At 59.6% G+C, this 16,408-nt stretch carries 32 protein-coding genes; 6 read left to right on the top strand and 26 right to left on the bottom strand.

What is annotated here, in order from left to right; all coding sequences use genetic code 11:
* The 14 genes from FBX99_RS26635 to FBX99_RS26580 all read right to left on the bottom strand — a co-directional run.
* Window positions 1-985 (bottom strand): phage terminase large subunit family protein (locus tag FBX99_RS26635; RefSeq protein ID WP_178112091.1); only part of this gene is annotated, 985 nt, incomplete at its 3' end.
* Window positions 945-1,502: a terminase small subunit gene (locus FBX99_RS26630; protein WP_178112089.1), complete on the bottom strand. Its 558-nt coding sequence runs from the start codon at window positions 1,500-1,502 to the stop codon at window positions 945-947. The genes FBX99_RS26635 and FBX99_RS26630, both read right to left, overlap by 41 nt.
* Before the next feature lie 207 nt (window positions 1,503-1,709).
* Window positions 1,710-1,832: a hypothetical protein gene (locus FBX99_RS29335; protein WP_256664133.1), complete on the bottom strand. Its 123-nt coding sequence runs from the start codon at window positions 1,830-1,832 to the stop codon at window positions 1,710-1,712.
* A 16-nt stretch (window positions 1,833-1,848) separates the two neighbouring features.
* Entirely contained in the window at window positions 1,849-2,304 is a 456-nt protein-coding gene (locus FBX99_RS26625; RefSeq protein ID WP_145133491.1) for a hypothetical protein, read from the bottom strand.
* Between the two features lie 73 nt (window positions 2,305-2,377).
* Window positions 2,378-2,806 (bottom strand): structural protein, encoded by a 429-nt coding sequence (locus FBX99_RS26620; protein WP_145133489.1) that lies wholly within the window; start codon window positions 2,804-2,806, stop codon window positions 2,378-2,380.
* Window positions 2,803-3,138 (bottom strand): phage holin, lambda family, encoded by a 336-nt coding sequence (locus FBX99_RS26615; RefSeq protein WP_145133487.1) that lies wholly within the window; start codon window positions 3,136-3,138, stop codon window positions 2,803-2,805. Before FBX99_RS26615 ends, FBX99_RS26620 begins: the two co-directional genes overlap by 4 nt.
* Window positions 3,139-3,345: 207 nt before the next feature.
* Window positions 3,346-3,699 (bottom strand): hypothetical protein, encoded by a 354-nt coding sequence (locus FBX99_RS26610; RefSeq protein WP_145133485.1) that lies wholly within the window; start codon window positions 3,697-3,699, stop codon window positions 3,346-3,348.
* Between the two features lie 2 nt (window positions 3,700-3,701).
* Window positions 3,702-3,878, bottom strand: a complete 177-nt coding sequence (locus tag FBX99_RS28985; protein ID WP_178112087.1) for a hypothetical protein — start codon at window positions 3,876-3,878, stop codon at window positions 3,702-3,704.
* Window positions 3,879-3,906: 28 nt separating this feature from the next.
* Window positions 3,907-5,187: a site-specific integrase gene (locus FBX99_RS26605; protein WP_178112086.1), complete on the bottom strand. Its 1,281-nt coding sequence runs from the start codon at window positions 5,185-5,187 to the stop codon at window positions 3,907-3,909.
* A gap of 399 nt (window positions 5,188-5,586) precedes the next feature.
* Window positions 5,587-5,910, bottom strand: coding sequence for a hypothetical protein (locus FBX99_RS26600; RefSeq protein WP_145310292.1), 324 nt, complete (start codon window positions 5,908-5,910; stop codon window positions 5,587-5,589).
* 110 nt (window positions 5,911-6,020) lie between these two features.
* Entirely contained in the window at window positions 6,021-6,236 is a 216-nt protein-coding gene (locus tag FBX99_RS26595; protein WP_145133479.1) for a hypothetical protein, read from the bottom strand.
* Window positions 6,229-6,546, bottom strand: a complete 318-nt coding sequence (locus FBX99_RS26590; protein WP_145133478.1) for a hypothetical protein — start codon at window positions 6,544-6,546, stop codon at window positions 6,229-6,231. Before FBX99_RS26590 ends, FBX99_RS26595 begins: the two co-directional genes overlap by 8 nt.
* Before the next feature lie 168 nt (window positions 6,547-6,714).
* The gene (locus tag FBX99_RS26585) at window positions 6,715-7,308 is read right to left on the bottom strand and encodes a hypothetical protein (protein ID WP_145133476.1); all 594 of its coding nucleotides are present in this window, start codon (window positions 7,306-7,308) and stop codon (window positions 6,715-6,717) included.
* Entirely contained in the window at window positions 7,292-7,498 is a 207-nt protein-coding gene (locus FBX99_RS26580) for a hypothetical protein (RefSeq protein WP_145133473.1), read from the bottom strand. Before FBX99_RS26580 ends, FBX99_RS26585 begins: the two co-directional genes overlap by 17 nt.
* Window positions 7,499-7,689: 191 nt before the next feature.
* Here FBX99_RS26580 and FBX99_RS26575 point away from each other — a divergent pair, with 191 nt between their 5' ends.
* The 6 genes from FBX99_RS26575 (at window position 7,690) to FBX99_RS26550 (ending at window position 11,242) form a co-directional block, all read left to right on the top strand.
* The gene (locus tag FBX99_RS26575) at window positions 7,690-8,352 is read left to right on the top strand and encodes a S24 family peptidase (RefSeq protein WP_145133471.1); all 663 of its coding nucleotides are present in this window, start codon (window positions 7,690-7,692) and stop codon (window positions 8,350-8,352) included.
* A gap of 80 nt (window positions 8,353-8,432) precedes the next feature.
* Window positions 8,433-8,696 carry a hypothetical protein gene (locus FBX99_RS26570; protein ID WP_145133469.1) on the top strand — a complete coding sequence of 88 codons (264 nt, stop codon included), beginning with the start codon at window positions 8,433-8,435 and terminating at the stop codon, window positions 8,694-8,696.
* Between the two features lie 31 nt (window positions 8,697-8,727).
* On the top strand, window positions 8,728-9,183 hold the full coding sequence (locus FBX99_RS26565) for a LuxR C-terminal-related transcriptional regulator (RefSeq protein ID WP_145133467.1): 456 nt from the start codon (window positions 8,728-8,730) through the stop codon (window positions 9,181-9,183).
* Window positions 9,184-9,278: 95 nt separating this feature from the next.
* Window positions 9,279-9,923 (top strand): partition protein parA, encoded by a 645-nt coding sequence (locus FBX99_RS26560; RefSeq protein ID WP_145133465.1) that lies wholly within the window; start codon window positions 9,279-9,281, stop codon window positions 9,921-9,923.
* Between the two features lie 59 nt (window positions 9,924-9,982).
* Window positions 9,983-10,288: a hypothetical protein gene (locus tag FBX99_RS26555; RefSeq protein ID WP_145133463.1), complete on the top strand. Its 306-nt coding sequence runs from the start codon at window positions 9,983-9,985 to the stop codon at window positions 10,286-10,288.
* A 759-nt stretch (window positions 10,289-11,047) separates the two neighbouring features.
* Window positions 11,048-11,242 carry a hypothetical protein gene (locus tag FBX99_RS26550; protein ID WP_145133461.1) on the top strand — a complete coding sequence of 65 codons (195 nt, stop codon included), beginning with the start codon at window positions 11,048-11,050 and terminating at the stop codon, window positions 11,240-11,242.
* A gap of 9 nt (window positions 11,243-11,251) precedes the next feature.
* Here FBX99_RS26550 and FBX99_RS26545 read toward each other — a convergent pair whose 3' ends face one another.
* The 12 genes from FBX99_RS26545 to FBX99_RS26490 form a co-directional block, all read right to left on the bottom strand.
* Complete coding sequence (locus FBX99_RS26545; protein ID WP_145133459.1) at window positions 11,252-11,503, bottom strand: hypothetical protein; 252 nt, start codon at window positions 11,501-11,503, stop codon at window positions 11,252-11,254.
* Window positions 11,500-11,745, bottom strand: a complete 246-nt coding sequence (locus tag FBX99_RS26540) for a hypothetical protein (protein ID WP_145133457.1) — start codon at window positions 11,743-11,745, stop codon at window positions 11,500-11,502. The genes FBX99_RS26545 and FBX99_RS26540 overlap by 4 nt, the downstream gene beginning before the upstream one ends.
* On the bottom strand, window positions 11,742-11,987 hold the full coding sequence (locus FBX99_RS26535) for a hypothetical protein (protein WP_145133455.1): 246 nt from the start codon (window positions 11,985-11,987) through the stop codon (window positions 11,742-11,744). Before FBX99_RS26535 ends, FBX99_RS26540 begins: the two co-directional genes overlap by 4 nt.
* The gene (locus FBX99_RS26530; RefSeq protein WP_145133453.1) at window positions 11,987-12,265 is read right to left on the bottom strand and encodes a hypothetical protein; all 279 of its coding nucleotides are present in this window, start codon (window positions 12,263-12,265) and stop codon (window positions 11,987-11,989) included. Before FBX99_RS26530 ends, FBX99_RS26535 begins: the two co-directional genes overlap by 1 nt.
* 169 nt (window positions 12,266-12,434) lie before the next feature.
* The gene (locus FBX99_RS26525; protein WP_145133451.1) at window positions 12,435-12,641 is read right to left on the bottom strand and encodes a hypothetical protein; all 207 of its coding nucleotides are present in this window, start codon (window positions 12,639-12,641) and stop codon (window positions 12,435-12,437) included.
* Window positions 12,642-12,735: 94 nt separating this feature from the next.
* The gene (locus tag FBX99_RS26520) at window positions 12,736-12,972 is read right to left on the bottom strand and encodes a hypothetical protein (RefSeq protein ID WP_145133449.1); all 237 of its coding nucleotides are present in this window, start codon (window positions 12,970-12,972) and stop codon (window positions 12,736-12,738) included.
* A 19-nt stretch (window positions 12,973-12,991) separates the two neighbouring features.
* Window positions 12,992-13,213, bottom strand: coding sequence for a hypothetical protein (locus FBX99_RS26515; RefSeq protein WP_145133447.1), 222 nt, complete (start codon window positions 13,211-13,213; stop codon window positions 12,992-12,994).
* A gap of 143 nt (window positions 13,214-13,356) precedes the next feature.
* Window positions 13,357-13,605 (bottom strand): hypothetical protein, encoded by a 249-nt coding sequence (locus FBX99_RS26510; protein ID WP_145133445.1) that lies wholly within the window; start codon window positions 13,603-13,605, stop codon window positions 13,357-13,359.
* A gap of 37 nt (window positions 13,606-13,642) precedes the next feature.
* Window positions 13,643-14,065 (bottom strand): type II toxin-antitoxin system HicB family antitoxin, encoded by a 423-nt coding sequence (locus FBX99_RS26505; RefSeq protein ID WP_145133443.1) that lies wholly within the window; start codon window positions 14,063-14,065, stop codon window positions 13,643-13,645.
* Between the two features lie 31 nt (window positions 14,066-14,096).
* Window positions 14,097-14,279 carry a type II toxin-antitoxin system HicA family toxin gene (locus FBX99_RS26500; RefSeq protein ID WP_055137522.1) on the bottom strand — a complete coding sequence of 61 codons (183 nt, stop codon included), beginning with the start codon at window positions 14,277-14,279 and terminating at the stop codon, window positions 14,097-14,099.
* Window positions 14,280-14,355: 76 nt separating this feature from the next.
* Window positions 14,356-15,891, bottom strand: coding sequence for a hypothetical protein (locus FBX99_RS26495; RefSeq protein ID WP_145133441.1), 1,536 nt, complete (start codon window positions 15,889-15,891; stop codon window positions 14,356-14,358).
* A gap of 45 nt (window positions 15,892-15,936) precedes the next feature.
* Window positions 15,937-16,263: a hypothetical protein gene (locus FBX99_RS26490; RefSeq protein WP_145133439.1), complete on the bottom strand. Its 327-nt coding sequence runs from the start codon at window positions 16,261-16,263 to the stop codon at window positions 15,937-15,939.
* Window positions 16,264-16,408: the final 145 nt, after the last annotated feature.

Genomic DNA, 16,408 nt, shown 5'->3' with positions numbered 1-16,408 from the left:
CCGTAACGCCGCCTTGTTCAATCTGTACGCCATCGTCGTCGAAGCCGACCAGGCGTTGCCCCGGGGCAACAAACACCCCTCGGTCGTTCATCCACTCTTTCGACTCTTCGGCGATCATGTCCGCGCAGTGCGGGCAAAACAGCCGGGCATCGTCCAAGGCTTGCTTGGGCGTGGCCCCGTCGGGGATGTACAGAGTGGTAAAGCGCGGAATGAAGTAGCGCCCGCACTTTGCTCCAGGGCACGGCCAGGCCCATTCATGGCGGGTGCCTTCCTGCCACAGCTTCCACACTGGCGAATGCACGTCGTCGGACGGCTTCCAGCGCTCCAGGCCGTCGTCATCGGTTTCGGTTTCAACGCTGCCAACGGTCGGTGTCGATACGACTGTCACATTGCCGTCGATGAAGTTGGAAATTCGCGCTTCAGCCAGGCTTATCGGGTCGCCTTCACCGCCGACGTTGTTGCCCATGCGGTCGCGTTCGTCGACGAATACGTCACGCGACGGATGCGACGCCAGTTCGGTCGCCGAGCCGGCCCAGCCGAAGCCGATGCGCTGGCCGTTGATAAACTTCTCATTGATCGTGTCTTGCTTGCCCTTGGCCAGCGCCTCGAACAGCGAAGGCACTGACTTAAGCAACTTTGAGAAACGATCCTTGCTCACCGACTCGACGTTTTTTCGGGTCGGACCGATGTACAGCACCGGGCCGGGATCGTCGTCCATCCGCCAGCCGACCGCGTTCAACAGCACGCCATCGGTTTTGGACATCTGCGCACCCATGACGCCGGTGACCATCTTGTACAGCGGATCGCGGATAGCTTCGGTGATGCCCTTCACCCAGGGCGCGCGGTTGCTGTTCCACTGCCCAGGCTCGGGGCTGCCAGGCGGCAGAACACGTTTTTGGTTTGCCCATAGCCAGGCCGCGCGCAGCGGCGCCGGCCGAAACACCTTAGCCGCCCGCTTTAGAATCTTCTTCAGACGGTGCGGCATGGATGTCTAACGCCTCCAGCATGTCGGCCGCGACCGACATGGCGCGGGTCAGTTCGTCGTCGAATATCTGCAAGCCCGCTGCCTCATTGCGGGCCGTGAATACCTTGGGAATCACCTTGCGGCCTACTGGGCGCAGGATCATCGCCATCTGAGTAAGGGCGCTGGCCAACGTCTGCTCGACTAAGTCGATGTCGATAAGGGTCCGTTTCTTCTCGCCCAGCTCCAGGGCGCGCAACTCCGCCTCGGCTTCCCGCGTCTTGCGGTCGGCGCGCAGCTTCAACAGCTCTTCTTGTTCCTTGCTGGTGCCCTCGCCGTCGACCGAACGGCCGTCGCCCAATTGCTTGGCCACTTCCCGAGCAATCTCCCAGGCGGTCGCCTTGGCCATGTCGATGCGGATCGGGTCGCCCTTCTTGCCGCTGCCCTCGTATGGCAGCCCTTCAGCAAGCCAGCGCGTGACCGTCCTTTCGGACATACCCCGGGCGTCGGCGTACTCGCGTTTATTCAGAATCAGCGGCATAGAGCGACCAATGCGAAGGGACGGCCAAGCGTTTGGCCTATTTGTCCACCTTGCCGCCTTTTTTTGGCGCATACGGCGCCAGTAAATTCAAGGGCTGCGAGCTGCCGCCTGTTCAATAAATGAACAAAAAAGGTGGAAGAAGGGCGCGATTTTCCGAAAACCGAAAAATTCGCGAGCCGCGCGGGCCTGCCGACCGTAGTCAGCGGTTTAACCGCCAGAGGGACCCAGACCCGGGACGGCCACGGCAGCGGGCATGCCTGCGCCTTGATGGGTCATGCACGCCAGCACCTGGGCGGCGCAGCGCTTCAACGCGTCTTCAGTGCTCAGCAAGGCAGGTTCCCACTGGTCATTGCGCAGGACTGGCGGGCGGCCCGGCAGCAGGCACGCCACCAGGGGGCACGGCTCCCGCTGCGTTGTAAGCTTGGGGGTCGGTGGTTTCAGGGCGGGCGAACTGCACCCCGTAAGCAGCAGGCACAGCGCCCAGCAGATACTCAGCAACGGCTTTGTCATTCGCTTTGATCTCAGCAAGGGTCTGTCGTGTAGCCCGGCCATCACGCTCGATGGCCTCAGACAAGGTCATAAACAAGCGACCAGCATGGGTCGCATCGGCCAGGCTCTTAGCCTGGGCGTCAATCACTACCGCCTGTTCCGTTACGCGTAACAGGCTGTCGCCCAACCGCTCTTCAACGCGGGCCGTTTCCTTTTCCGCCGCATCAACTGCCAGCCCAGCCACTTCAACGCGCCACAACGCAAGCAAGGCAATGGCTAAGGCCAATCCCCACCCGGCTAAATTCAGGTTCATACGAAGCCCACCGCGTAATGCCCTACAGAGACCGAGGCAGCGAGTACAGCCAGCGCAACGCTAATCAGCGTCTTCATGCCAAGGCCCTTTGCACGCCGTCATCTACAACGCTTTCGTCATAGGGATAGCCGCCGTTTTCGTGGTGCATAATCGACCTGACCAGGCACCCCAGGATGGCCGGACTTTCAAGATCCAATGGACCGGAACGACCCAGGCCCTTGGCCCACAACGCACTCTCGACACTGCGCACATAAGCCGCCGTATCGTTCTCGTTCGCTGGAGCCCAACGACCGATGATGGCGGCGGCAGTGTTCAAACCATGTTTTCGGGAGTAGGTCAGCAACGTTTTAGCCAAGGCACGAATTCCATTTTCCGGCCGGTCAAAACGGCAGAAACGGGCTTCAATCGCCGGGTCGTGTGGAAGCTGGCCAACCCACTTTGTTTTAGGGTTATGGTCAATGTTTCCGGGGTTGTTGTTGCGAAGACCGCGCGGGGTACTCATTGACCGCCCTCCTGTTTTGGCAGCTTGGTATTTGCAAAGCGGTCAGCCCATTGGCCGATCTTCTTCACACCGACAAAACCGACCCAAATGCCCGTCGGTTGGGCCAGCGTCAAAGGCCAGCCCATGAACTCAAAACCCCAAATAATGCTCAGGGCCAACAGGACGCACATGGGCCCTTCAATAAGGGCGTCTTTCCACGTTCCGCCGGTGTAGAAAATTCGCAGAACCGCCATAAACAGCGTCATGCATGCCGTCCATATGGTCGATGAATGCTGGCTCAGCCAGAGGGCCACAAAGGCCCAAGTCTCGGGTTTGTCCGGCATGTTCGGCATTCTCGAAAACCTCCCGAGCTGGGAGCGGGGGAATAAAAAAACCCCCAGCCTGTGAGGGCCGGGGGTCAAATGGTCTGTACGCTGATGGTCACCGTGGCCGGAACAACACCACGATGGGGAAAAAGATAGGGGAAACTGCAAACCATGTCAACACCCTAAGTGTTGTAAACACTTAGGGTGTAAAACCACAACCCTGTCAACCCTGCTTTAAAGCTCCAGGGCTCGACCTGCATGGGCCGCCAAACACAGCGATTCATTCGCCCAAACGCCGCCACAGCCACGCGGTAGAGGCTTGCGGCAGTTTTTGCACAACCGCCCTTCCAGTGCCCCCCGCTGCTGCTGCAACAACTCATTATCGCGACGAATCAGCGTCGCAATGTATTCGGCCCGCGTGTAGGGGCCGGACAAGCCGCCCCGGGCTTCCTGGCCCTCTCGCAACATTGCGGCTTCCAGCGGCCCCAACCTAACCTCGACTTCGACGATACCGGCTTCAGCATCCCGCTCACGCTGTGCGGCTTTCTTCAGCGCATCCGCGCTTTTCTCTTCGCGGTGACCCGTCACGATTAAGCCCCCCACCACTGCGCAAGCCAGCCCATGGCCTGGCGCACCCACCAACTGCCGCCCAGGGCTACCAGGCTGGCAACGATCATCCCCAGGGCGGCATAGAAACCGAACCAAAACGCCCCCGACTTGCCGCCCAGGACGATCAGGGTGTCGCTGTTTTTCCGTGGAATCCGCATCAAGTAAATCCTCTTATGACATAGGTTCTTATTTCGGCTGGAACACCAGCCAGTCAGCGGCCTGCGCCTCGGTCGGCTCTCCGGCCCGTCTTAGCACTGTCTTATCGTGAAGCGCGGCAAAGCCCTGGCCGTCGAGCCAGGCATGCCAGCGGGTCAAGGCGTCACGCTTCAGCTCTTCCCCATGGGTCTGGACGTAGGTCGAGTCGAGTTCGCCCAGGGCGTGGTTAAGCAGCAGCTTGCCAATCAGGCTATCGATGCCCAGCTCTGCCCAGCGGGTGCGAGCCAACTTGCGAAGGTCGTGACTCGTCCACTCCCCCGACCCAAGGCGTTTGAAGATGTCGAATGATTTGCTTCGAGCCAGGGGCTTGCCGGAACGGGTCGAGGACGGGAACAGATAGACGCCGGTATAACCCCGACTCTTCTGCCATTCTCGGTACCGACCCAAAAGGGCCACAACCTGGGGAGTCAGTGGCAACACATGGTCGCGCTTGCCTTTGGTATCGGTGGCCGGGATGAACCATTCCCCGGCGGTCAAATTGACGTTATGCCACTTGGCCAAACGGGTTTCGCTAATCCGGGTACCACAGGCCAGCATCAGTACGGCGAAGACGACATCAAGCGCTGCCTGTTCGAATCGCTCAGCCCAAACGGCCAGCAACTCAGCCACAGACACATGCCGCAGACGCGCCCCCTTGGGCTTGATCTTGGCTTTGCTGAAGTCGCCGAAGGTCACGTCGGCAATGGGGTCGGACACAATCAACCCAAGGCGGCGAGCACGCCGAAGCGCAACCTTCAGCACGCCAAACACGCCTTTTACATGGGCCAGGCTGTACTCGGCTTGCATGGGCACATAGAGCATTGAATCGATTACAGACCGGCTCAACTCAGCCAAACGCACAGCGCCAAGGCGCGGCAACAGATGGCAACGAATCGCCGATTGCTTGGTCGACTTCCGCTCATGGGATAGGTGCCGGTCGACCTTCACTCGTTCGGCGTACCAGTCCAGCACCTGGGCGAGCGTATCCCAACCGTCAACGGTGGCAGCGGCCGAAGGATCAGCCAACAACCTTGCATGCACTTTAGGCAGCCCGTCGAGCATGGCCTTGGCGGTCACGTCAGGCCAGTTACCGGCCTTCTTCCACTTGGCGCCTTTATTGAAGTGAATGACATGCCAGCTTCCCCGGGTGCGGTCACGGCGATAGCGGAATCGAAGAGGGTGTCGAGGGTCTTTCAACTCCCCGACAGTAAGGTCAGACGCGTACTTCTTGATAGCCGCGTCGGACAACAGAACTTGCATGGTCTTCGGCATGGTTTGGCCTTTCTTCGGGCAAAGCGAAGCCATGAGCGCGCACGGGCGCCCATTTAGCTAAATAGCTATATCGCTAAGGATGTATGAGAAATGCAGCCCGTTTGGGCGTGAGGATCAGAAGCAACAACAGTTAGTGAGAGAGCCCCACTTGCCACCAGGCGGCCGCCATGGCGGTTAATGGCTTCGCGAACATCAAGCAATGAACGCCGGGAGCCTCCCAACCTCCAGCCCACTGAAAGCCCGATAGGTCACCGCCGAACGCCAACCGGTCGGCATGCTCCACTGGCAAACCTACAGGCAGTGGCCCCAAGGCTGTTTCAACATGAATAGCGAACCCCAGTGCCGCACCCAAAGCGTGCGGGCTATGCCCTTTGAATCCAGCAAAAAGAGGATGAATGCTCATAAGTACCCCAACAGTTTCGCTATGGTTTCTCGCGCTTCAGCCAATCGACTACGGTATGTGCGCAAACTCACCCCCAGGGCGGCCGCCTTCTCAAACTGGCCGATGCCGCGCGGGTCGTAATCTTCAATCCCTCGGCGCGTCACGACCTGCCAATAAGCCGCATCGTACTCAAGCCGCAGGACATCAGCCCGGAGGGGATCGGCCACGAACATCGAATAAACACCCGCTTCGATTTTGCTTTCCAGACCATCCGCGCCAGGGCCCTGCCCGCCTCCACCGAAAAACAGTTCGCCCTTGTTGTCGATCAACTTGGCGAGCATCGTTCGGCCCGTAGTTCCTTGGTCTACGCCTGGATAGCTCCAGCGAACCCACATTTCTAAGGCCGTATCCAGACGATTGTTTGTTTTACGCCTTGCCATGGCCCCCCCCTCTAACCGCCGGCTTCGGGCGTTAGCTGGTGGCCGTTCTTTCGATCCTGGCGGCAGGCCGGGAACTTCAAATTGCTTTTGCACACCGGCAAGCCAAATATGTATTCCGCACGTACACAAACAGAACAGCCCTTCTTGCGGATCTCTTGGGCCTCGACGATCTTTGCCGGGTCGCCATAGGCGAACCCCGGCAGCGCCTGGCTAACGGGCCTATTCATTTGCCAAGCGCCCCAAGGCAGCCCGGGCCATCGCGCCGCCTGGGCTGGCCAAGCGCTCAAGCAAGGCCTCTGAAAGCGCCTCCATCGGCTCACGAACGTGACGAAAGCCAACTGAGGCGTCAGTCACCATCAGGTCGCCTATTCGGTTCACCACCAGGCCGGACGGCTTGCCGTATACATGCCACACCGAGCCGCCCAACTTACGAACCTGCTCGGCTTCCTCTTCGGTCAAGCAATGGACCACCACCACCCCACCGACGATGGCCGGTTCGCTGTCTTGTGGCTCAAGCCCTACCAGGGCTTCGCGCAAGATCCTCGCCCGGCTTTCGCCATAAGCAGACTTAGGCGTTTCTTGAGCGAACGCCACAAGCTGCCCCTTCCCCGATTCAACCAGGCGATCAGCAATCGCCAAACGCTCGGCGGCAGTGCCGCCAGACAGTGCAATCAATAACAACAGACTTCCCCTTTGCCCTGCCGGTTATCGGCGGGCACGTTCTATTTTGGTATTGCGCACAGTCTTCAAATAATCATGTAAGGCAGCGGGCAGCGGTGCTTCCTTCGCCTTAATCGCCAGCTCTACGGCGGCTTCTACTTCTGCTACGGTCACATTTGTGGCGCACCACCGGCGGAACAGATACCGGGTAGATGCGTCATTCGCCAGGTACGGCGGGCAGTTCAAATCAGCAGCGAACCACTCGGCCCACTGGTCATCTGTTTCGAACAACACCGGCCCGGCAGCAACAGCCGGGACCATGGGAGCACTGGCCATCAGTGCGACCAATTCACCGCCAAGCGTCACAAGCAATTGGCCCGCGTCACGCGTTACGCGTAACGCCTTGGCCTCCTCGCAATAACTCAAGAACTCGCGCGCAGGCATATCGCCCGCCTGCAAGCTCTCCAGAACATCAGCCCAAGGCAGGGCAATCGGCTCGCCTTCAGCGACCGGGCCGCACGCACTGATCAACTCCAGCAACTTGACCAGGCGCGCATAACCCGCGAAGCCAAACCGCTGCTCGACCTTGCGAACCACCACTAGGGCAGAAAGCCCCGTCACCTTAAGTAAACCTTGCATACCCTTCCCTTACCGCCTTCACGAACGGCATATAGATGCCGTTGAAGTCGACGCGACCACCCGATTTTTCGTAGATGTTCAACGCCGCTTTAAACGAGGGCACACGCTCATAGCGCAGCCAAGATGCAACAGTGCGTGGCTTCTCCCCCAATAGCTCAGCCGCGACGCTGACAGCGTCACTTTTAGCCAAGCTATGAATCCAAGGGGCCAATTCCACACTTAAAGACCGATAAACACTAAGAGTGTTAAGACTGGCCGGCCTCTATCCACAATGCAAGCAATTTTTGTAGTTTTTTACACTTAGAGTGTATATTCAGAGGGTACACGCAACGAACAGTGCTTAAACTGTCGCTACTAGACGCTTGTGGGACTCAAGAAAACATGACGGATATCCGCCGCAAAATTGCCCAGCGCATTCGCTCTTGCAGGAGCGCAGAAGGCTGGACAGTGGAAGAAACCGCACGGCGCCTTTCTTTGATTTCAAGCGAAAGCATTTCCCCTTCCCGGTATGGAAATTGGGAACAGCAAATCAGGATTCCAAAGCTTGAACAGTATTTCGAGCTGGCCGCCCTCTTCAAAAAAAGCCCGGAGTATTTGGCGGGATTCACAGACAACGATGGGACGGCACCAGAGACATCGCTTTATTGCGTGCCCAAGCCTTCAGCAATCCCAACAGAAGCCGGCGTGCTCGATGTCGGAGACGACGCCTTGGCCTTTCGGCTGACGTTTCTGGATGAGTTGCACCTTGATCGTGACAAGCTGCTGCCCTTCGCTGCGCCAGACGACAGCATGCGGCCGCTGATCAATGAAGGCGACCGCGTATTGATTGATCGCAATGTCACTAACGCAGCAGCACGAGACGACGTTTTCGCTTTGCTGATCAAAGGCCGCGTGTGGCTGCGCTGGATTCGTCAGGATCTAGACGGCGGTTACTTGATCCAGGCAGAAGACCGAGAGCGCTACCCCGATCAACCTATTTCAGCCGAAAAACTGGCTACTTTGCAGGTGCTGGGCCGGGTTAAAATAATCACTCATATCCGCTAACCGACTGCCCCACATTGGGGCATTCGTATACCTATAATTTACACTTAAAGTGTAATTAACACTTATACAAGGTAGTATTCATGTCCGAAGGAAGCATCATCACCCGCGACCACAGCACGGCCATTGCAACTCTCACCGAGGCAAACCGTCGGGCGTTGGTTGTTGAAATTAATCACAAGGCGGCCGTAACGGCCGGTGTCGAGGCTCTAGCCGTGGGGGCAATGCAGTCAGGCGACATCGAAGGTGTATTAGAAAACATCGCCGATATCACAGCGGTCCTCAGCAAAGAACTGAGGAAGCTGGCCGTACTTGTCGGGGAACTGAAGGCTTCACACGCAGCGTAATCACCATGCAAACCAGGGACGGTAGAGACCCATGCAAGCGATTCTAGAAGTAACAGGCGAAGACGTGGTCGGCTTACCTGGGCAGAACCTGACCCAGGAAGAATTGTTTGTGCTTACCGGCCTGGCCAACGGTGAAAACCCCAGCTCAATAGGGGCACGCCTGCAAATCGACTCGTCCACCATCCGCCATATCGAAACGAGCATTAAGGCCAAGTTAGGGGCCAAGACTCACCCTCACATGATCGCCCGGGGCTTTACCCTGGGCGTCCTTTTCTCTCGCGCATTGTGCCTGCTCCTGGCAGTTATCAGCGCAGCCGAACACCCAGGCGACACGATGCGCACCCGCAGCGGCCGCCGCTCCCGAACGACCCCCGCTTCCACTCGCGTCGTCCGCACAAACGGCAGCGCAGGCGGCAAGGGCCACAGCAACCACACCCGACACGCCGAAGCCTTCGCTTATGGCGGCACTCAATTTTATATGAGCTAAATAGCTATTTCGCTATTTAGCTTGCATTGGCCAAAGCACTGCTTATACTCTGCCCATCTTTAGCTATTTCGCTAATTAGCAACGGAGACAGCAGCATGGCAGCAATAGTCGCAGTCGTATCGCAGAAGGGCGGCGCCGGGAAAACCTCACTCGCCCGCGCCATAGCCACGGCCTTCGCGGCCGCAGGATGGCAAACCGAAATTGCCGACATGGATATCGACCAAGGCACCGCGACCGCCTGGCAACAGCGCCGCTTGCGCGCCGGTACCGAACCGACAATCACCGTTCGCCAGTTCGGCAACCCCGAACAAGCAATCAGCAAAGCAGGCTCGTGCGACATGCTGATTTTCGACGGTGCCCCAAAGGCCAGCAAAGCAACGGCCGTCATGGCCAAAGCTGCCGACCTCGTCATCATTCCTACCGGCTTGGCACTTGACGACTTGGAGCCTGCTGTTGCGCTGGCCAACGCACTGGTAGACCGCGACGGCGTACCGGTTGCCCGAATCGTTTTCGCATTGAACCAAACAGGCACAAGCGCCCTGGAGATTGAAGAGGCCCGGTCCTACCTGAACAAAACTCGCTTCGACGTTCTGGACGGGGAGATCCCCAAGAAACCAGCCTTTAGTCGCGCCCAAGACGCGGGACTGTCGCTGATAGAGACGCCATTCAAAGGCCCGCGCGAACAAGCCGCCCAGGTGATACGCGCGGCTGTTGCCCGCTTTGAATCTCTGACCGCCTGAAGTAGCTACTTCGCTAAATAGCTATTAAGCTAAGCGCAATCGAATACGGAACCGACATCATGCCTGCAAAAAAAACCACCCCCGTCGCACCCGCACCACTGGTCAGCGTTAAACCCCCAGCACGCCGCAGCAGCGGCAAGGGCGAACCGCCGGCAACCGCCAGCGATACCGCAGCCATGGGCAACCACACCGCGAAGCCATCAAGCGGGGATATCGTCGATTTCAATATGAAGGTTCCGGCCGAGTTCAAAGCAGAGGTAGACATCTACTTGGCAACCCATCGCATAACCCGCAAAGCCTATGTCATGGACCTGATAGAGCGTGACATGAAGGCAAAGGGCTGGACGCCTCAGAACCAGGGCTGACCGCCTCATGATTCACCACAAGCCCCGCACCTGGCGGGGCTTTTCTTTGGGCGAAAAAAAACCCGCCCCGACCGAAGTCGAGGCGGGGTACTGCTAGACCTTACAACAGGTCGCTAAGCTGATCCCGTAGGAATTCGTACAGGCGATAAGCCTGAAACGCTTTCCATACGGAGTCCCACGCACGTCCAAACTTAGACATACACGGCCCTCCCGTGGTTGGGCCGTACCTCCAGTGCGCTTACCGGAACACGCGCACCTTCAGGAACACGTCAATGCTCCCTGTGAGGCGGCTGGGCTAATGGCCTCCCGAGTCAATCCGGCACGGATTCCAAGGCCCGTGTCGGGAGGGCCAAAATTCGCGCGCAGGCCCGGCCAACCTCAACGGTGACGAACGCGGAACGTCATCAATATAATGAAAATCGTGCCTCCTTGGTGCGGCGAAATGGCTCATGATGGCACCGCAAGCGGCTTTTAGCCTTGAAACCCACGCCGGCTGGGCGTTTGAGCGCAGAAAATTTTTTTATGGATTTGCATATTCGCAACGCCAGAACGGCCCGCTAGATCGTTATTTATGATTTTTTCCTTGTAATCGCTTGCGCCCGGGCGCTAAGATCACCGCACACGTCAATGCTCCCTGTAAGACAGCAAGCCCGGCCCCTAACCGGACTCGCAACAAAGAACCGCCCCTCCAACGGCGGTTTTTTTGTGCCCGCCGTTTGCGTCAGAAAACGCTCCCCGAATGACACGATAGGAAACGCCGTGAAAATCACCCTCGATTTGAGCGAACACCAGCTGGACCTGTTACGCCAGTTCCGCGAACAGCACGCGCTCAACCGGCGCACGCCGGCCAGCGCGCCCATGCTTGAGCTGCAACGGATCTACAGCAGCTTGAGCACCACGGCCATCATCCTGGCCGAAGCGGTGGACCAGGCGGCCAAGGACCAGGGCATCTAAGCCTGCGCGCTACAGCTCGACGGTGAAGCTGCGCAGGCCTATCGCGTCGGCGTACTTGACCACCGCGCTGGCACTCTTCCAGATGCGCAGCGGCTCACGCCGCGAGCGCACCGGGATCAGCCGCGCCGTGGGTGCGCCCAGGCGCACCGACAGGGTCCAGCGGTGGTTATCGCCCTCGAGGCGGCCCACCACCACATCGCGCACCGCGTGCTGGCTGACCAGGGCCTTCAACGTGTCATCGTGGATCGCTTCGCCGATCACGACAGCATCACCATGCGAACCGTGGCCGCCTGCTCAAAGGCCAGGTACAGCCCCTCCAGGCTCGCCGCGTTCAGCGCCCGGAGCGTTTCCAGACCCAGCACAAAGCCTTCGGCGCGGTCGGCCGCGCGCGTGCAGTCGCCCGGCGTGCGCGCCTGGGCGATGGCCCGCAGCAATTTGACCGCCTGGGCGTGGACGTGGGTCGGCAGGTTCAAGCGTGCCAACGGCGCTTCGAGGTCGCTCATGCCGGCACCGCCGGCAGGTCGCCCAGCAGCGCGGCCAGCTCGTGCCACGGGTGTTTGGCAAACTCACTGTCGATTGCGCAACCGGCGCCGTGCTGGAACGGCTCTCCCGCGTCCCGGGCAAACTGGCCCACGCTGCACAGGGCGCACAACAACATATTGCCGTCCAGCACCCAGCGCTGGGACCAGGCGTTCAGGCCCTCGTCGCGGCGGTACCGGGCCGCGTTACGGTCACGGGCGCTCATCACAGCCACCCAGCATCGCGGCCACGGTCCAGGCGCTGGCTCATCTCGCTCATCTGCGCAGGCGTCAGGGTGCCGGCCACCATCAGCCCCCACAGGAAGCCGCGCAAGTGATTTTGCGTGCGCAGCATGCCGGCATGATTGAGGGTTTCAAAACGCAGGTCCTCGAGCACTGGCCGTAACTGTGGCAACACGGCGGCAGGATCTACCAGGGCGATCAGGTCATCAAAATACTGATTGGCGGCCGCTTTGGCGGCAGGGTCGGTCAATGGCTCGTACACCGGCGATTCCTTTTCGAGTGAGGGGCCCCCAATGCGTAAAACCAGCCCCCGGGAGTTTGGTTATCCAGTGTAGGGGGTTCTGGTTTCCACGGGTACAAAAAAAGGCCCCCGCACCTGGCCAGGGTGTGGGGGCCTATTTGACATAAACGGCGTTACTCGTAACGCAGGGTCAGCCAGTGACGTGCTTGCCCAGCTTGAAGCCTTCCAGCGGGTTTTTCTTCACCTTCGGCTGGCCGAGGTAAAACAGCGTGCATGGCGTGCTGTCAGAGGTCCAGCCGGGCACGATAGCCAGCAGCTCGGCTCCCGCCTCGATCAGCTCATTGGCTTGCATAAAATCGCTTACTTCCTTGATTTCACCGATATGGGCAAAGCTCATAGACACTCCTTAATAGTCAGATGGTGCGGGCAGTGTAGCGCTCGGGATCGAGGGCGGGGGTTCCTTTCTGTTCGTTATGCGTAACGCGACGGGCCTACCCTTCGCGCTCGGCTTCATGGATCAGGCGAGCCACCAGGCGCGCTACATCGGCGGCGCGGTCGTGCTTGGCCTCATGCGCGTCCTGGGCGCGGTCATACAGCTCCTGAGTCGCGGCCCGGTCGCCTCGGTCCGTCGCATTGCGCAAGGCCAGGGCGGCCGTGCTAAATGCCTCGTTGGCCTCATGCCAAGCCGCGAGAGCGGGTTTCAGTTGGTCAGCATCGATCATCGGCATAGCGGGGATTCCTTTCAGTTCAACGCGGCGCGTAGCCGGCTAGGGCCAAAGCGTTTTGCAGCTTGCCCACCGCTTCGCGGATCTCGTAAGCCTCGTCATCGTCCGCCGCACAGCCGCGCATGTCCGACCAGGTCAGGCGCTTGACGAACTGGGCCAGGGCCAGGGTCTGCGCGTCGCTCAGTTCGTCATAACCGGTGTGCTCGCCGGCGGTGATGGAAATCAGGTTCGGGGCTTGGCTCATACTGGGGGTTCCTTTCCGTTGGTGGGCATAACAATGTTCAAGGGTGCCCGCTCAGCCTGGCCCGGGCGCGCCATCCGTCAGCCTCGGAACGGTCTGACACGAAAATCGGAGAGCCCCCACAACAACCGCCGGGCGCTGCTCAATCATGGCTTAGGTTCATATTGATTCAGCTCACGGACAATGGCGTCTTCCAAGTGATGGCTGTAGGCAGCGTCGGCCAGCTCGCGCAGCTCGAACGCCTCTTCCCAGTCGATCAGGCCTTGGGCTCTCATGGCTTCGGCGTCCTGGCTCAACCGCTCCCGCCAGGCCTCCAGGCCGCCACCCTCCCCCGCGGTACCTAGCAGCTCTTGCCAGTCCGCCAGGCGCCGGGACTTTTCGTCTACGTCGGTCATGGCAAAGCCCTCCTTTCGTGACGGGTAACGGCACGGCTTAGGCCGCCTCCAACACCAACGACAACCGGCGGCCCAACAGACCCAGGGCGCGCTCGACCTGCTCAATTTTCGAGCTGTGCAGGAAGTCCACCAGACGGTCGACCATCTGGCGCGTGACGCCCATGCGTCGAGCCAGTTCGGCACGGCCCACGCCTTCGTCACACATGGCGTTCCACAGCATGATCTTAGCCACGGTCAACGCCGGCAGGTGCAGCACCATCGCCGGGTCACGCGGCGCCGTGGCGGCCGGGATCTTGCGGCGCTGCTCGACATACAGCGACAAGGCCGACTCCAGGCCGTCCAAGGCTTCGGCAAAGGCCTCGGCCAAGGTATCGCCGGAGGCGTTCATTTCCGGGATATCCGGGCACGACAACCAGACGCCAGTCGGTTCGGTGTGCAGTTCGAGCGGATATTGGTACATGGGCTCACCTCTCAATGGGTACAGCCAAGCCTCAATCCTTGAGGCCCAACTGTTTGATGATGGTTTTGCGTAACCCTTCGTGCATTTCCTTGCTGCCATGGTCCGCAAAGACGGTTGACTTGCCATTCAAATAAATCTTGAAGTGACTGCCCTTGGCGCTTTTGAACTCAACGCCTTGGGCCAACAACCACCGCCGAAACTCGCTGCACTTCATTGCTGTCGTCCTGTCCGTTTCGGTGAAGCCATAATGCATCACTTATGCTGCATAAGCAACACTTGTGATGCATTATTTATTCACCAGGTTGCGCCCGGTAATCCGTGGGGAGGCCGGCTTTTTTGAGCCTCGCAGTCAACACCCGCACCGCCTCGAACGCTTTCGCACGGTCGGCCACTTCCAAGGCGTTCTGTTCCTCCAGGGCTTCAATCCGGCGGCGCAACTCGCGCGGGTTCACCGGGTCGCGCTCCATCTTCATCGGCGGGCCGCCGAGCGATTCCGCCAGCTGCTGAAGGTCGGCCAAGCAACCAATCAGCTTTTCGTTTTCGCGCTGCAAGGCTTCGCGCTGCTCGCGGTAATGCGCCGCCTCGGCGAGCGCTTCGGCCAACTGACCCGGCCTGACCGCCAGTTCGCTCTCTGCCCTCTCCGCGCGCGCCTGCCACCCGCCTTTCACAGGACGCTTACCGAAGTTTGTAAAGCGCTCGCGCACCCATTGTGGGCCCTCAGTGGCCGCCGCTATGGCATACCCTTCAGAATGTCGTTTGTACTCCCGCAGAAACCCGGCCGGGTTGCTCAGGCGTGGTGTGTGTTGTGCTAAATCAACCAGCTCGTAAAGCTCTAGAGCCTGATCTAACAGCACCTGATAACGGCTGTTGAGTTCATGCTTGTCGCACAGCGCCTTACCCAGCAGGTTGCGTTTCTCCGGGTCGGCCGGGTAGGCCTGATCGGCCGGCGTCTCGCGCACCAACTGCTCGTTGCGCCGAGTCCATTCCAACAGCGTGCGATCCTTGAAGGGCAGCAGCTTAAACACCAGCTCATCGAACGTCGCGTGAGCGGGCACCTTGCCGGCCATACGCGCTTCATAGCTAGCAAGATTGCCGGCCACGATTCGCCGACACTCCGCACGCACCGCCGCCGCCTCGTCCTCTTCAACGTACCCGCCCGACAACTCACGGCGCGCAATGAACACTTCGTCTTCATTGTTGGCAAACAGCTTAAGCAGACGCCCATCCACCGCGACCACTTCATTAATCCAGCTATCCGCCTCTTGCTTGCGACGGCGGTCGCTGTCGACGCTGCACAGGGACAAGCTGAAACAGCTAAGGCCTTTCCACGATTGGCGCGTTACTTCTTTCACCAGATAAGGGCCGGTGCCATAAGTGGTCCATACCGTATCCCCGGGGAACACCAGGGCGTCGACTTCCGGCTGTCCGTGCGGGGTCTGCCGATAAACAGACAAATCACGCATGCCGATGTCAGCTTGATAGCCGGAGTGCGCCGGCCACTCGGCCGCCCCTTGCTGGGCCGCATCAGACAACCACGCCGAATCCCCCGGAAAGGCCTGCGCAATCGACGGGACCGGCACCCGTGGCAACAGCGCCTCGACGGCGGAAAGCTTGCTCGGTACCCGTTTCCAACGGTCGCGGAACTCGCCCAGCGCAACCCCCAACAAGGCCAGCTCCGGGGCCTTTAGGTCCAGCTCCGCGCGGTGGCCAGCCTCTTTTTCTTGCTTCTTTTTGAGGCGGTGCCTGCGCGCACGCTCAGCGCCGCTCAAAGGCTCTTCGCAGGCCGCGATAAGGTCCAGGGTTCCCGGGTCGTTGGGATCGATCATTGTTGCGCACTCCATGGCGCCCCGGCGCTGGCCGGGGCGACTTCCTTACAGGTGGGTATCAAGGCCAGTCAGGCGAGTGAAGGCGCGTTGCAGATCCTCACAGTAGATCCCCTCTTCGCGGCCCTTTTCCTTGAATTCGAAGCGCGCCCAACGACCGGCGATTACGTCGTAGGTATCCATGGCATTCAGCTCGACACGGATCATGTTGACGCCGCCGCTGGCAAAGTTCGCCGGCAATTTGAATTGCAAACCTTGGGGAGTGGTGACCATGTCGCGCGCGCCGGTCATGACCAAAAAGCGACGGGCGCCAAGCTGGTCGAAAATGGTCGCGGCGACTTGCTGGGCGTTGGTTTGGTTTTTTACGTGGGGCATCGGTAGAACTCCGGTATTGGCCTGGGCGGTTTCGCCTGGCCGTAGCGTCATTCTACATCAATAGCTATTTAGCACAATAGCTATTTAGCTTTACTGTAAAGGGCCGGCTCAGAGAGCCTTAAAAAAACGGCCAAGACGTGCCAGG

The organism is Pseudomonas sp. SJZ074 (genome assembly GCF_007828215.1).
Lineage (GTDB): Bacteria > Pseudomonadota > Gammaproteobacteria > Pseudomonadales > Pseudomonadaceae > Aquipseudomonas.
The sequence above is the reverse complement of the archived record's forward strand: the minus strand, read 5'-3'. Positions and strand labels throughout refer to the sequence as shown.

Excerpts from the sequence above, each read along its gene's own strand:
- FBX99_RS26535 (WP_145133455.1), bottom strand. The coding sequence starts at position 11,987 with ATGAGCGCCCGTGACCGTAACGCGGCCCGGTACCGCCGCGACGAGGGC.
- FBX99_RS26555 (WP_145133463.1), top strand. The coding sequence starts at position 9,983 with ATGCCTGCAAAAAAAACCACCCCCGTCGCACCCGCACCACTGGTCAGC.
- FBX99_RS26595 (WP_145133479.1), bottom strand. The coding sequence starts at position 6,236 with ATGAATAGGCCCGTTAGCCAGGCGCTGCCGGGGTTCGCCTATGGCGAC.
- FBX99_RS26525 (WP_145133451.1), bottom strand. The coding sequence starts at position 12,641 with ATGAGCTTTGCCCATATCGGTGAAATCAAGGAAGTAAGCGATTTTATG.
- FBX99_RS26625 (WP_145133491.1), bottom strand. The coding sequence starts at position 2,304 with ATGAACCTGAATTTAGCCGGGTGGGGATTGGCCTTAGCCATTGCCTTG.
- FBX99_RS26560 (WP_145133465.1), top strand. The coding sequence starts at position 9,279 with ATGGCAGCAATAGTCGCAGTCGTATCGCAGAAGGGCGGCGCCGGGAAA.
- FBX99_RS26520 (WP_145133449.1), bottom strand. The coding sequence starts at position 12,972 with ATGCCGATGATCGATGCTGACCAACTGAAACCCGCTCTCGCGGCTTGG.
- FBX99_RS28985 (WP_178112087.1), bottom strand. The coding sequence starts at position 3,878 with ATGCGGATTCCACGGAAAAACAGCGACACCCTGATCGTCCTGGGCGGC.
- FBX99_RS26540 (WP_145133457.1), bottom strand. The coding sequence starts at position 11,745 with ATGAGCGACCTCGAAGCGCCGTTGGCACGCTTGAACCTGCCGACCCAC.
- FBX99_RS26630 (WP_178112089.1), bottom strand. The coding sequence starts at position 1,502 with ATGCCGCTGATTCTGAATAAACGCGAGTACGCCGACGCCCGGGGTATG.
- FBX99_RS26505 (WP_145133443.1), bottom strand. The coding sequence starts at position 14,065 with ATGTACCAATATCCGCTCGAACTGCACACCGAACCGACTGGCGTCTGG.
- FBX99_RS26570 (WP_145133469.1), top strand. The coding sequence starts at position 8,433 with ATGTCCGAAGGAAGCATCATCACCCGCGACCACAGCACGGCCATTGCA.
- FBX99_RS26565 (WP_145133467.1), top strand. The coding sequence starts at position 8,728 with ATGCAAGCGATTCTAGAAGTAACAGGCGAAGACGTGGTCGGCTTACCT.
- FBX99_RS26500 (WP_055137522.1), bottom strand. The coding sequence starts at position 14,279 with ATGAAGTGCAGCGAGTTTCGGCGGTGGTTGTTGGCCCAAGGCGTTGAG.
- FBX99_RS26605 (WP_178112086.1), bottom strand. The coding sequence starts at position 5,187 with ATGCCGAAGACCATGCAAGTTCTGTTGTCCGACGCGGCTATCAAGAAG.
- FBX99_RS26585 (WP_145133476.1), bottom strand. The coding sequence starts at position 7,308 with ATGCAAGGTTTACTTAAGGTGACGGGGCTTTCTGCCCTAGTGGTGGTT.
- FBX99_RS26495 (WP_145133441.1), bottom strand. The coding sequence starts at position 15,891 with ATGATCGATCCCAACGACCCGGGAACCCTGGACCTTATCGCGGCCTGC.
- FBX99_RS26575 (WP_145133471.1), top strand. The coding sequence starts at position 7,690 with ATGACGGATATCCGCCGCAAAATTGCCCAGCGCATTCGCTCTTGCAGG.
- FBX99_RS26490 (WP_145133439.1), bottom strand. The coding sequence starts at position 16,263 with ATGCCCCACGTAAAAAACCAAACCAACGCCCAGCAAGTCGCCGCGACC.
- FBX99_RS26615 (WP_145133487.1), bottom strand. The coding sequence starts at position 3,138 with ATGCCGAACATGCCGGACAAACCCGAGACTTGGGCCTTTGTGGCCCTC.
- FBX99_RS26510 (WP_145133445.1), bottom strand. The coding sequence starts at position 13,605 with ATGACCGACGTAGACGAAAAGTCCCGGCGCCTGGCGGACTGGCAAGAG.
- FBX99_RS26600 (WP_145310292.1), bottom strand. The coding sequence starts at position 5,910 with ATGCTCGCCAAGTTGATCGACAACAAGGGCGAACTGTTTTTCGGTGGA.
- FBX99_RS26515 (WP_145133447.1), bottom strand. The coding sequence starts at position 13,213 with ATGAGCCAAGCCCCGAACCTGATTTCCATCACCGCCGGCGAGCACACC.
- FBX99_RS26620 (WP_145133489.1), bottom strand. The coding sequence starts at position 2,806 with ATGAGTACCCCGCGCGGTCTTCGCAACAACAACCCCGGAAACATTGAC.